At 38.8% G+C, this 12,871-nt stretch carries 10 protein-coding genes; 4 read left to right on the forward strand and 6 right to left on the reverse strand.

The features are described from left to right. Positions 1 to 40: 40 nt before the first annotated feature. Both ybaK and A6E03_RS10570 read left to right on the forward strand, forming a co-directional pair. Entirely contained in the window at positions 41 to 511 is a 471-nt protein-coding gene (ybaK, locus tag A6E03_RS10565) for a Cys-tRNA(Pro) deacylase (protein ID WP_065593743.1), read from the forward strand. Between the two features lie 41 nt (positions 512 to 552). Further along, complete coding sequence (locus tag A6E03_RS10570) at positions 553 to 1,437, forward strand: patatin-like phospholipase family protein (RefSeq protein ID WP_065593742.1); 885 nt, start codon at positions 553 to 555, stop codon at positions 1,435 to 1,437. Positions 1,438 to 1,529: 92 nt separating this feature from the next. Here A6E03_RS10570 and A6E03_RS10575 read toward each other — a convergent pair whose 3' ends face one another. After that, positions 1,530 to 2,726: a DEAD/DEAH box helicase gene (locus A6E03_RS10575; protein ID WP_065593741.1), complete on the reverse strand. Its 1,197-nt coding sequence runs from the start codon at positions 2,724 to 2,726 to the stop codon at positions 1,530 to 1,532. A gap of 737 nt (positions 2,727 to 3,463) precedes the next feature. Further along, positions 3,464 to 5,557: a methyl-accepting chemotaxis protein gene (locus A6E03_RS10585; RefSeq protein WP_065600833.1), complete on the reverse strand. Its 2,094-nt coding sequence runs from the start codon at positions 5,555 to 5,557 to the stop codon at positions 3,464 to 3,466. A gap of 234 nt (positions 5,558 to 5,791) precedes the next feature. Between A6E03_RS10585 and A6E03_RS10590 the strand changes: the two genes are divergently transcribed. Further along, complete coding sequence (locus A6E03_RS10590; protein WP_065593739.1) at positions 5,792 to 6,220, forward strand: hypothetical protein; 429 nt, start codon at positions 5,792 to 5,794, stop codon at positions 6,218 to 6,220. A 122-nt stretch (positions 6,221 to 6,342) separates the two neighbouring features. On the opposite strand, the gene purB is transcribed toward A6E03_RS10590, so the two are convergent. The 4 genes from purB to norR all read right to left on the reverse strand — a co-directional run bounded on the left by purB (position 6,343) and on the right by norR (position 11,194). Beyond that, entirely contained in the window at positions 6,343 to 7,713 is a 1,371-nt protein-coding gene (gene purB / locus A6E03_RS10595) for an adenylosuccinate lyase (protein ID WP_065593738.1), read from the reverse strand. A gap of 70 nt (positions 7,714 to 7,783) precedes the next feature. Then, positions 7,784 to 8,401, reverse strand: coding sequence for a high frequency lysogenization protein HflD (hflD, locus tag A6E03_RS10600; protein WP_065593737.1), 618 nt, complete (start codon positions 8,399 to 8,401; stop codon positions 7,784 to 7,786). A 12-nt stretch (positions 8,402 to 8,413) separates the two neighbouring features. After that, positions 8,414 to 9,538, reverse strand: a complete 1,125-nt coding sequence (gene mnmA / locus A6E03_RS10605) for a tRNA 2-thiouridine(34) synthase MnmA (RefSeq protein WP_065593736.1) — start codon at positions 9,536 to 9,538, stop codon at positions 8,414 to 8,416. Positions 9,539 to 9,655: 117 nt separating this feature from the next. Then, entirely contained in the window at positions 9,656 to 11,194 is a 1,539-nt protein-coding gene (gene norR, locus A6E03_RS10610) for a nitric oxide reductase transcriptional regulator NorR (protein WP_065593735.1), read from the reverse strand. Positions 11,195 to 11,380: 186 nt separating this feature from the next. Between norR and norV the strand changes: the two genes are divergently transcribed. Then, the gene (gene norV, locus A6E03_RS10615; RefSeq protein WP_065593734.1) at positions 11,381 to 12,871 is read left to right on the forward strand and encodes an anaerobic nitric oxide reductase flavorubredoxin; all 1,491 of its coding nucleotides are present in this window, start codon (positions 11,381 to 11,383) and stop codon (positions 12,869 to 12,871) included.

The following is a 12,871-nucleotide window of genomic DNA, read 5'->3' on the forward strand; positions in this document are numbered from 1 at the left end:
GCAGTTAAATGATAGGTTTGTTTTTAAAGGTAACACATTAATGACACCAGCAACGAAACTATTAAAAAAAGCAAAAATAGAACATCAGGTGCTTGAGTACCATCATGATCCGAAAGCGCAAGCGTATGGGTTAGAAGCGGCAGAAAAATTAGGTTTACCTCATGAAGAGGTATTTAAAACGTTAGTCGTTCAAGTTGATGAAAAAGAATTGGTCGTCGGGATTATTCCTGTCGCGGCTCATTTGAGTATGAAATTAATTGCTAAAGCTGCGGGTGGTAAAAAAGCCAAGATGGCGGATCCTACACTAGTACAAAAAACAACAGGGTATGTGATGGGCGGAGTTAGCCCTATAGGGCAAAAGAAACGCTTAAAAACGGTGATTGATATTAGTGCTGAATTGCATCAAACCATGTATGTCAGTGGTGGTAAAAGAGGTCTAGATATAGGTCTTGCCCCCAAAGAGTTACAACAAGTGTTAAACGCTCAATTTATGGATATTAAAGCGGAATAATATTTAGGACGTATGGATATTATTTGGCAGGGAGAGGGATTGTGAGTAAAAAGACAGTATCATTGGTTTTAGGCAGTGGTGGAGCAAGAGGGCTTGCTCATATTGGTGTCATTCGTTGGTTAGAAGAACATGATTTTGAGATTGTCTCTGTATCCAGTTGTTCAATTGGTACTGTTATTGGTGGGGTGTATGCGGCAGGAAAGCTAGATGAATTTGAAGCTTGGATGCGAACGGTAACTAAACTCGACATTGTCTCTTTAATGGATTTTAACTGGGGTAAAGGTGGATTAATTAAAGGTGAGAAAGTCATGAATCGTTTAGGACATATTCTAGGTGATTTAAACATTGAAGATCTTGCTATCCCTTACACTGCTGTCGCTGCTGATATCAGTAATGAGAAAGAAGTTTGGTTACAAAAAGGTCCCTTATTACAAGCGATACGAGCGTCTATTTCATTACCCTTATATTTAATGCCCATTGAATTGAATGGAAAAACATTAATTGATGGTGGAGTACTAAACCCAGTGCCTATTGCCCCAACTTTTGGAGACCATTCAGATATTACTTTAGCGGTAAATCTTGCGGGTGAACTTACTTATAAGCTCGATGGTTTTAACGAAGTTCAAACTTATATTTCAGATGATGAATCAGAAGAAGAAATGCCTTTTCATCGAAAAGTCAGTGATTATTTTGGTTCTTTAACCGCAAAAACATCAAGAATTGATTTAGGTATGTACGACATTGCAAATCAAGCATTTGATGCGATGCAGAGTACCATTGCAAGACAAAAGCTCGCAGCTTATCCGCCGGATATTACGGTTGAAATAGCAAGAGATGCGTGTGGAACCTTTGAGTTTGAACGTACTGCTGAGATGATCGACTTAGGGTACGAAAGAGCAGAGAAAGCATTAAAACATCTGTTATAAATCTTCTTAATCAACAGATAGATATAAAAACGCCCATACTTTTCACTTCTCTTTCTAGTAAAAGTATGGGCGTTTTTTAACGAAAGCTGTGGTTAGAACTTTGGTGCTGGCTTTCTTTCTGGCTTAAAGTTCAAAATTGAAATTGGCACGTCTTTCTTTGGTTCAAATCCTAGGATTTCTTTACGCACAATTAAGTGTCCAAGACGTTTTTCAATCATGCACAAGTTTTTAAAATCATCTCGAGAAACAAATGAGATCGCTTCACCTTTAGCTCCAGCACGACCAGTACGACCAATACGGTGAACATAATCGTCAGCAGGGAAAGGTAAATCGTAGTTTATAACACGGGTTAGATCATCAATATCAATACCACGAGCAGCAATGCCAGTGGCAACTAAATATTTTAGTTTGCCTTCTTTAAAGTCATTCAGTACCTTGGCGCGAGCGTCTTGGCTGCGACCACTGTGGAATGCTTCTGCTGTAATACCACGTTTTTCTAATTGGCCTACTAATTTAGCTGCACCGTGTTTAGTCTCAATAAAGATAAGCGCTTGGTCCCATTCATTATCTGTAATTAAGTGACTAAGCAGTGCCGATTTTTTATCTTTATCTACCGTAATTAACCATTGATCAATTTGTGGTGCAGATGTCGTTTTTGGTGAAATCGAAATCTCAATCGGATTATTTACCGCCGTTTTCGCTAAGAAACGAACTTGATCAGACAAGGTTGCTGAGAACAGCATGTTTTGACGATCTAATGGTAAACGCTCGATGATTTTATTGATGTCTTCAATGAAACCCATGTCTAGCATTCTATCTGCTTCATCTAAGACTAGGATTTCAATTTCATCAAAATGAATAGCACGTTGAGTGTACATATCCAAAAGACGACCAGGTGTAGCAACCAGAACATCAACGCCTTCGATTAGACGTTCTTTTTGGTTCTTGTAATCAACACCACCATACATAGCAAGAGAGCTGATATCGATATACTTGCTGTATTGTTGAATGTTTTCTTCAACTTGGATCGCTAATTCGCGAGTGGGTGTCAAAATAAGTGCGCGGATACGTTTTGCTCGCACTTTAGTTGGGTTTTCGCTGAGTATTTCTAAAATTGGTAATACAAAGCTGGCGGTTTTACCAGTACCAGTTTGCGCAGCAGCAATTAAGTTTTTTCCGGTAAGCGCAACGGGAATCGCTTTTTGTTGAATTGGCGTAGGCGCTTGGTAACCCAATTCGTCGATGGCTTTTAAAATTGGATCGCTTAACCCAAGTTTGGAAAATGGCATGTGAAATCTCAGATATATGAATAGAAGGGGATTGTAGCATGAAAAAAAGAAATGGCAGCAGGGGAAAAACACCAACGCCATTTCAGCATCGGTGTATGTTTATAACCGTTTGTTAATTGGTGTGTATTTATAGTGACTATGATTTTATTGCCATCCTAGGGCGTATCACCTTGTTGATGAAGGTAAGTACCATTGGGAGCAGGACAACGACAACGGCGATAACGGTGAAGGAAAAGGTGATGGACGTACCCATAAGAAACTCAGTTCACCATCACTGATCATCAAAGCTCTACGTAAGTTCTCTGGTTCTGTCGCATCTTGGTGCTCAATAAATAGCAATTCTTACCATTATCACCCGTTTTGACGAACTCCTTTATCTATTTTGAGATCCCCGATGTCCCTGAATTTCGCCAACAAACAGTTTCCTTCCGCCACTATTCTAATGGCGGTCCGTTGGTATTGAGCTATGGCAAATACTTCGCAAAGGTCAGATGAAAAATGCTGGAGATATGCCGATTTGGGAGCAATTTTACTCCCTAGCGGTCTAACACCTATCTGGGGATAGGTGTTTCTACATTCTAATTCCAAGATGTGACAGAACCACATAATGGGTATTTAGAACATAAAGTTTTTTTTGTTCATAAAGTTCATGGCAATATTCATAAGTCAAAAAAAAGCCATGCAATAAGATATTGCATGGCTTGAGGTTATTAGATGTTATGTCACTTCACTTTGGATTATTGAGTTTTAAATTCACTCAACTTTTTAGTTAATGAATGACTCTCTTGGGTAAGTGCCTCTGTGTCTTTTAATGAAATATGCATATCTGCAAGAACATCATTAGCCGCTTCATTTATGCTGGTTACGTTGCGATTAATCTCTTCTGAAACCGAGCTTTGTTCTTCTGCCGCAGAAGCGATTTGATTATTCATATCATTGGCAACCAAAATAGCAGAACTGATCTCTTTCAGGTTTTCTTGTGCAATTTCAGTCTCTTCTTTGGTTGATAATGCTTGTTTCTGGCTATTATCCATTACCGTCACAATACTTTGAGTATTTTGTTGCAGTATTACAAGCATGTTATTTATTTCTTGAGTTGAGCTTTGTGTTCGGCTTGCTAGGTTACGAACTTCATCGGCAACAACTGCAAAACCACGTCCTTGCTCACCAGCACGAGCCGCTTCAATTGCCGCGTTTAATGCTAATAAATTTGTTTGTTCTGCAATGCCACCAATTTCAGTCAGAATTTTTTGAATGTCATTACTTGATGCCGCTAGGTTCACCACTTGTTCTTGAGCTTCATTAATGAATTGCGCCAATTCTTCAACAGAAGCCGCCGCATTGTTCATTATTTTTTGACCTTCTTCACTGCTTACTTGAATTTGACTTGCAGCAGTTGCTGCTTGTAATGCAGAAGATGCAACCTCTTGAGCTGTTGCACTCATTTCATTAATAGCCGTCGCTAATTGAGTGACTTCATTTACTTGATTTTGTAGTTTAATTTGTGATTTCTCAGTTTCAGCCATGGTATTCATTGATGATTGAGAGACTAATTCTGCGGTATCTTTTGCATTATGAAGCGTATTTTGTACCTTTTCGATAAAGGTATTGAACCAGAAAGCCAGTTGACCAATTTCATCTTTAGAGGTGACTTCAATACGTTGAGTTAAGTCACCATCGCCTTGAGCGATATTTTCAAAACGAGACGTTAGATTGGTTAAAGAGGCGCCAATCTGTTTTGCTAAAATAAAGATAATAACAATCCCGATAATTGACGATATTAAGCCACTCAACAAGCCATTAGAAAGTGCGTTATCACTTAGCTGAGAGCTTAATGAATTAAAATCAGTAATTTCTTTTTGTAATGTTTCTGCGGGAATAGATACCATGACAATCCAAGGCTTTGAACCTGTATTAATGGTTGCGATAGCTGTTTTGAATCGACCAATGTCTTTTAAGAATGGCTTGTTTGTTTTTACTTCTTGTTGGATTTGAGTCCAGTTTTGAGCAAAATCATCGTTTACTTTTTGGCCGACGACACTTTCATCTTGACTGAAAGATAATAAGGTCCCGTTCCATGACGCGATAGAAACAACAGCATTAGGAACGCCAATGGCTTGAGCGGCTTGCTGGCTAATTTGTTGGAAGCTTTTGATTGACCAGTCATAGCCAAGAGAACCAATAATTTCTTTATTTGCTACTAATGGCAAACTAATCGTAGTAATCAGTTCTTGGTTACCTCTTACATTGTAATAGTAAGGTTCCATTACAAAGCTTTTACCAGACTCGAACGGTGCTAAGTGCCATTCATCAATACGTTCCCCATTATTGTTTAGAGCAGTATTACTGAAGCTGGCCATGCCTAACGCTTCAAAACTAGAGTCTGTTGGTGAAAAGAATGGAGATAAAATACCGTCTTTATTTAATGCTTTTTGAGTAAGCTCAGAATCATCTTTAATGAATTGGCCTTGTTCCCATACCATGTAGCCAGCAAACACACTTTCATTTTGAATTTTCAATGAAGACGTGAATTGTTCAATAAGAAGACTGGAATTTGCTTTATGTTGGTTTGATAGTTCTAATAATGATTTTAGTTGTTTTAAATTACTAATAACCGGAGAGAAAAGTCCGTTTAGCTCTGCACTTTGCTGGTTGGCAATAGACAATAGTTTGTAATCAATGTTATCGGCAAGCTGGTCTGATACATGTTGAGTTATCTCATCATTTACATTGTTATAAGAGATAGTGGTAAACAACATGGCCGTACTTAATGTAATAAATATGGCAAGGCCTGCACTAACTGCTATACGTGTTTTTATAGATTTAAACATAATGTCTCTGATTTGATGAACGTAATTTTATAGAATTACTTATCGACTGAAGTCAGCTAATCCTTAATTAAATATGGATATTAATCGTATTATTTAATCGCCTTGTTCACATTGGCTTCACAAGCGATGATTTATACTTGTACATTCATACTTAGATACATGCTAACTCTCTTATTTTATTAGTTTTCTGTTAGTCTGTTTTGGTGATATTTATAATTTTATAGTGAGAAAAAAATGAACAAAAAACTATTTGTGCCTTTGCTATTTACTGTTGCTTTGGTTGGTTGTGATGATGCAAGTGAAGCGATTGATAAAGCACAAGATGCGGCCAATAAAGCAGTAGATATGGCTCAATCGAAATTAGAATCAGTAGATCTGAGTGTGTTGAATATTGAACAATTTGGTGATGCCGCGGATTCGGCTTCTGAATTTGCAGAATCAATTGATGAAGCACTTAATGCTGATTATAGTAATCCTGAAGCTTTAGTTGAAATCAAAGAGCACATCTCTAATGCGTATAGTTGCTTAGTTGAAGCCTCATCTGAATCTACGGCAGACAAACTTTTAGATAAAGTATTATCAAGTATTTCAAATGAAGAAGCGCAATCTTTGATTGAGAAAGGCGTAGAACGTGCACAAGAAATGCAAGAGTGCGTAATGTAATTCTATCTATTTAATGAGTAGTAAATTACGCATAAAAAAGCCCTGTAATCTCACTGTTTATAAGTGTGATACAGGGCTTTTTAGTGCTTGTTAATCTATCTGGTTAACAATAACCGTGAAGATTACAGCTTGTCAGTTAACTCGATAGCTTGACCGATGTAGTTTGCTGGCGTCATCTCTTTTAGACGAACTTTCTCATCTGCAGGGATGTCTAAACCGTCGATGAATGCACGCATGCCTTCGCCGTCGATACGCTTACCACGAGTCAGTTCTTTTAGTTTCTCGTATGGCTTCTCGATACCGTAACGACGCATAACAGTTTGTACTGGTTCTGCAAGAACTTCCCAGTTTTTATCTAGTTCAGCTTCAAGTGCTGCACGGTTGATCTCTAATTTGCTAATGCCTTTTAGAGTCGACGTGTATGCAATGATAGCGTAGCCACAACCAACACCTAGGTTACGAAGAACCGTTGAGTCAGTTAGGTCACGCTGCCAGCGAGATACAGGCAGTTTTTGAGATAGGTGATTAAAGATTGCGTTAGCAAGACCTAGGTTACCTTCTGAGTTTTCAAAATCGATTGGGTTAACTTTATGCGGCATCGTTGAAGAGCCGATTTCACCCGCAATCGTTTTTTGTTTGAAGTGACCAAGAGCAATGTAGCCCCAAACGTCACGGTCAAAATCAAGAAGGATAGTATTGAAACGTGCAATCGCATCAAATAGTTCTGCAATGTAATCATGCGGTTCGATTTGAGTTGTGTACGGGTTCCAGTTAACGCCTAGAGATTCAGTGATGAACTCTTCGCTAAATGCATGCCAATCAACCTCAGGGTAAGCAGAAAGGTGAGCGTTATAGTTACCAACAGCACCATTGATTTTTGCTAGGATTTCAACGTTTTCGATTTGCTTGTATTGACGTTCCATACGGTACGCAACGTTCGCCATTTCTTTACCCATTGTTGATGGAGAAGCTGGTTGACCGTGTGTACGAGAAAGAAGAGGAATGTCACGGTATTCGTTCGCTAATGCTTTGATTGCATCGATAACGTTACGGATTTCAGGAAGAACGATAGTGTCACGTGCTTCTTTAAGCATAAGAGCGTGAGACGTATTGTTGATGTCTTCTGAAGTACAAGCAAAGTGAATAAATTCATTGATAGCGTGAAGCTCAGGAACATCAGCAACTTTTTCTTTTAAGAAGTATTCAACTGCTTTTACGTCGTGGTTTGTAGTGCGCTCAATGTCTTTGATGCGCATAGCGTCTTCTTCGCTGAAGTTTGCAGCGATGTTATCTAAGAATTGATTCGCTTCTGCGCTTAATGTAGCCACTTCCGCAATCGATTGCGTAGCTGCTAATTTTTGAAGCCAACGAACTTCAACAACAGTGCGGTACTTCAGTAAGCCGTACTCACTAAAGATGCTGCGTAAAGAAATTGTTTTACTTCCGTAGCGACCGTCTACAGGTGAAACAGCAGTTAATGCTGACAATTCCATGTGAATCTCCTAGATATGTGTAAAGGTTAAAGGATAAAGCCTACCTGTAAATCAAGTAGGCTTTAATTTTTTAAATTCGAGCTAAAATAATTTTTGCTTGCTCTACCATTTTCTTACGGCCAAAAATTAAGTGACGACGTTTGCCACCAGTTTGACGCCATAATACAGCAGAGCGAATACCTGAAAGCAACAAAGAACGCACTTTATGTTGTGTCATTGATTGCTGTAAGATTGCAGGTGTGCCAGTGACTTGAATGCGAGGTCCCATAGGACTGATTACATCTAAATAAATACTGGCAATGTTACTAAGCATTTGTTCGTCATGAATGTCAAAATGTTCAAGTTGGCGTTCAATCGTACTGATACGTTCACCAAGCTTACTCATGCCATCGCGATGGCCAGCAAGCTTGCGTTCTAACGCCATTAAACTGATTAAGTAACGAGTTAATTCACTGCCTGCCGGCGTGTTATCAAAATCTCGAACTAGACATTCTAAACCAATGCGCAAATTGGCTTCGCTGCCATAGACTGCAACGGTATTATTTGGATTGGTTTCTAAAATAGATTGAATCGCAGTATCAAACGCAGCTTGATCACAGTGTCCATCTTTCGCCATTTTTTGTACTAAGCTTGCCGCTTGGCAAATGCCAGCAAATGCAATGGTTCTGTCAAATAAAGTGTTAGCCACGCTTGTTTACTCCTAAATACGCTCTTCGATAATACCGCCACCTAGGCAAATTTCACCTAAATAGAATACTGCTGATTGACCAGGGGTCACTGCAATTTGTGCTTCATCAAAGATCACTTTAATGTTTTCATCATCGATAGGGATGATAGTACAAGGGATATCGGTTTGACGGTAACGTGTTTTTACTGTGCAACTCAATGGTGCTTTGATCGCAGTGCGATCAACCCAATCAAGTTGAGATGCTAATAAGCCTTGAGATTTCAGTAATGGGTGATCATGACCTTGAACAGCAATTAACACATTACGTTTTAAATCTTTCTCGCCAACAAACCATGGGTCTTCGTTACCGCCGCCGCCTTTAGAACCGCCGATATGTAACCCTTTACGTTGGCCTAGAGTGTGGTACATCAAGCCTTGATGCTGACCAATTACTTTGCCTTCAGGGGTTTCGATATTACCTGGTTGTGCTGGTAAATATTTGCCTAGGAATTCAGTGAATTTACGCTCACCGATAAAGCAAATACCAGTAGAATCTTTTTTCTTTGCTGTGATCAAATCTTGCTCTTCAGCAATGCGGCGTACTTCAGGTTTTTCTAAATCGCCAACAGGGAATAAGCTACGAGATACTTGATCCGAGCTTAATGTGTATAGGAAGTAGCTTTGATCTTTGTTTGAATCTAAACCACGAAGCATTTGAGGCTTAGCGCCATTTGCAATTTCTTCTGCCGTTGGGAATGTACGACGAACGTAATGGCCCATAGCGATGAAATCGGCATCTAGAACTTCATCTGCAAATTCTAAGAATGCTTTAAATTTGATTTCTTTATTACAAAGAATATCTGGATTTGGCGTACGGCCAGCTTTGTATTCCTCTAGGAAATACTCAAAAACGTTGTCCCAGTATTCAGCAGCAAAGTTAATGGTGTGAAGGTGAATACCTAATTTGTCACACACGGCTTGTGCATCGGCTAAATCTTCGGCAGCGGTACAATATTCCTCGTTGTCATCTTCTTCCCAGTTTTTCATGAAAAGACCTTCAACTTGGTATCCTTGTTGCTGAAGTAGATAGGCTGATACTGAAGAATCCACACCACCGGACATACCGACGATGACTTTCTTTTGGCTGTTGTCTGACATTCTTTAACACCACTAATAAAACTTGAAGCAGATTCTAACAGAAAGAATATGCGTGGGACAGATCCGAGAACAAAATCACATAATTATATCTGTGAAATTAAGGTTATTTATGTTGATTTAGCCTTTCAGATTTAAGCGTTTCGCTAAACGATGTAAATTTCCTGTATCAAGCTGCAAAGCTCTGGCGGTTGCTGCCCAGTTTTGTTGGTTTTCGTGATAGGTTTTTTTTATTAACATTGTTTGAAATTCATCAGTTGCAGAGCGTAAGTTTTTTGCATTCACCTTACTGATTGCATCTTCTTGTTGAGTTGGATTATTTTCAATTTGAGTGTCTTTTTTTATCGAAAAATGCAACGGATTTAGTGTTAAATCAGAGTCATTACTTTGGGCTCTAGAAAGAACAGCAGCTCGGCTAATTACATGTTCTAGCTCTCGAATATTTCCCGGCCATGAGTAACTATTTAATAAGGCGATAGCTTCTGGAGTGATACGAATGCTTGATGCATTTAATTTAATGCGGTTTTTTTCTGCAAAATAGCCCACAAGAAGCGTGATGTCATTTTCTCTGTCGCGCAGTGGAGGGACAAAAATAGGAAACACACTAAGACGGTGATATAAGTCTGCTCTAAAATCCCCCGTTTTTACTTCATCACTTAATATTTTATTGGTTGCTGCAATAATACGAGTATTCACTTTGATATGATTGTCGCTACCAATCCGCTGAATATCTCCATATTGTAACACGCGCAGTAATTTGGCTTGAAGAGCCAGAGACAGTTCGCCAATTTCATCTAAAAATAAGGTGCCATTATCAGCAGATTCAAACTTCCCCTTTCGATTACTGATAGCCCCAGTAAATGCGCCTTTTACGTGACCAAAGAGTTCACTTTCAGCAACAGATTCAGGCAAAGCCGCACAGTTTAAGTACACCAAAACGTGTTCTGAACGTGTAGATCTATGATGTAAAGCACTGGCAACGAGCTCTTTACCTACGCCCGTTTCACCGGTAATTAATACTGACAGTTCTGTATTAGCAACCGCATTAATGTTGGTTTGAAGTTCTTGTATAGCGGAAGATTCACCAATCATTTCAACCGTATTATTTTGTGAATTTTCAAATGATGAGGTTGTTAAGGTATGACTTGATTGGCTTTCCAGTTTTTCCATCAATAATGCAGTATTTAAGCTCGTTGCGGCGAGTGCACTAATTATCCGCAGTTCTTTATTGGTGAATTTGTCAAATTGTTCAGGATCAAACGCATCAATAGTGACGGCTCCGATTAAGCGTTCATTCACAATCAAAGGTAAGCCAATGCAAGAGTGCACGTGCAATTCACTTTTTATATTAGCAATGAGTCCATCATAAGGGTCAGGCAGATCGCTATTAGAAGGAAACCGAACTATATCCCCAGCTCTGGCAATGGCTTCTAGGCGAGGATGTTGTGAAATAGCAAAGCGACGGCCAATAACATCACTATCAAGACCATTTGTCGCTAAAGGAGAAAAGTATTGGTTTTTAAACAACAATAATGCAGAGGCATCACATTGCAATGCGTTTCTGATGGTTGATAACAAGCGTTCAAAACGGTCTTTATTTGATAGCCCAGAGGTTAAATCTAACGCAATTTGAACCCATTCTTCTTTGATGCTATTCATCGTTACCTCACATTACATTTACTGTTAATTTGACGATTGTACTGTCATTTTAACAAATGTAAATAATTGTCATTATGACACTTATTGTTTGTTGGTTATTTATTTTCTTTAAAAATCAACGACATGAAAGTTGGCACACTCAATGCAATATGTGTTGTAACGCTAATGATTAAATGAGAAAAAACAATGACTATTCATATTAAAAACAATGTTAACTGGGTTGGCCAACGTGATTGGGAAGTATCAGACTTCCATGGTACTGAATTTAAAATGACCAAAGGCACAAGCTATAACAGTTATCTTATTCAAGAAGAGAAAACGGTATTGATTGATACGGTTGATCATCGTTTTAGTCATCAATTTATTCAAAATTTGGAAATGGAAATTGACCTAGCGAGTATTGATTACATTGTGATTAATCACGCAGAAGAAGATCATGCCGGTGCGCTTGCAGCATTAATGGAGAAAATTCCAGGTACCCCAATTTATTGTACTGAAAACGCAATTGATTCAATTGTAGGTCATCATCACCATCCTGAATGGAATTTTAATCCAATTAAAACGGGTGACGCATTAGATATTGGTAATGGCAAACAATTGGTGTTTGTTGAAGCACCAATGTTGCATTGGCCAGACAGTATGATGACGTACTTAACAGGTGATGCAATTTTGTTTAGTAATGATGCATTTGGTCAGCACTATTGTGATGAACGCTTATTTAATGACGAAGTTGATCAAACTGAATTGATGGATCAATGTTTGCGTTATTACGCCAATATCCTTACGCCATTCAGTGCGTTAGTGACAGCAAAAATTAAAGAAGTATTAAGCTTTAATTTACCCGTAGACATGATTGCAACTTCTCATGGTTGTGTATGGAGAGACAATCCAACTCAAATCATTCATCAATATTTAGAGTGGGCTGACAACTACCAAGAAGATCGAATTACTATTTTTTATGATTCTATGTCAAACAACACTCGAATGATGGCGGATGCGATTGCTCAGGGTATTCACGATGTGGACCCAGCAGTGGCGGTAAAAGTATTTAATGTCTCTCGCCAAGATAAAAATGACATTTTAACCAGTGTGTTCCGCTCAAAAGGGATCCTTGTTGGCTCATCAACCATGAATAATGTGATGATGCCTAAAATTGCAGGCATGTTAGAAGAGATCACGGGTCTTCGATTCAGCGCAAAAAAGGCAGGGGCTTTTGGTAGCTACGGTTGGAATGGCGGTGCGGTAGACAGAATACATTCTCGTTTAACCGATGCTGGTTTTGAAACTGCGGTAGGCTTAAAAGCAAAATGGCGTCCAGATGGTAAAGCGATGCAATTGTGCCGCGAACACGGTCAATTTCTTGCTAAACAATGGGCATTAAAGCCATTAACCACTACGTTCAATACCATTAATGTCGAAAAAAAAGCAGAAGAGAAAAAAGAAGTAATAGCGATTGATCTTTCTACTGAATCCTCAGTAGAAAAAGAGGTGGCGTTAAGCTCTACAAATGACGTTAAACAATGCATGTTATGTACCGTGTGTAATTGGGTATATAACCCTGAAATAGGTGAGCCAAACCAAGGCGTAGAACCTAATACTGTATGGGCTGATGTACCTGACTATTTCTTATGTCCTGAATGTAATTTAGGCAAAGATGTTTTTGTTGAAGTTAAGTAA

This window comes from Aliivibrio sp. 1S128, assembly GCF_001691065.1.
In the GTDB taxonomy this organism is placed as follows: domain Bacteria; phylum Pseudomonadota; class Gammaproteobacteria; order Enterobacterales; family Vibrionaceae; genus Aliivibrio.

Bases quoted from the DNA above. Each gene is read 5' to 3' on its own strand.
- ybaK (WP_065593743.1), top strand. From the start codon at position 41: ATGACACCAGCAACGAAACTATTAAAAAAAGCAAAAATAGAACATCAG.
- A6E03_RS10575 (WP_065593741.1), bottom strand. From the start codon at position 2,726: ATGCCATTTTCCAAACTTGGGTTAAGCGATCCAATTTTAAAAGCCATC.
- A6E03_RS10585 (WP_065600833.1), bottom strand. From the start codon at position 5,557: ATGTTTAAATCTATAAAAACACGTATAGCAGTTAGTGCAGGCCTTGCC.
- A6E03_RS10590 (WP_065593739.1), top strand. From the start codon at position 5,792: ATGAACAAAAAACTATTTGTGCCTTTGCTATTTACTGTTGCTTTGGTT.
- purB (WP_065593738.1), bottom strand. From the start codon at position 7,713: ATGGAATTGTCAGCATTAACTGCTGTTTCACCTGTAGACGGTCGCTAC.
- mnmA (WP_065593736.1), bottom strand. From the start codon at position 9,538: ATGTCAGACAACAGCCAAAAGAAAGTCATCGTCGGTATGTCCGGTGGT.
- norR (WP_065593735.1), bottom strand. From the start codon at position 11,194: ATGAATAGCATCAAAGAAGAATGGGTTCAAATTGCGTTAGATTTAACC.
- norV (WP_065593734.1), top strand. From the start codon at position 11,381: ATGACTATTCATATTAAAAACAATGTTAACTGGGTTGGCCAACGTGAT.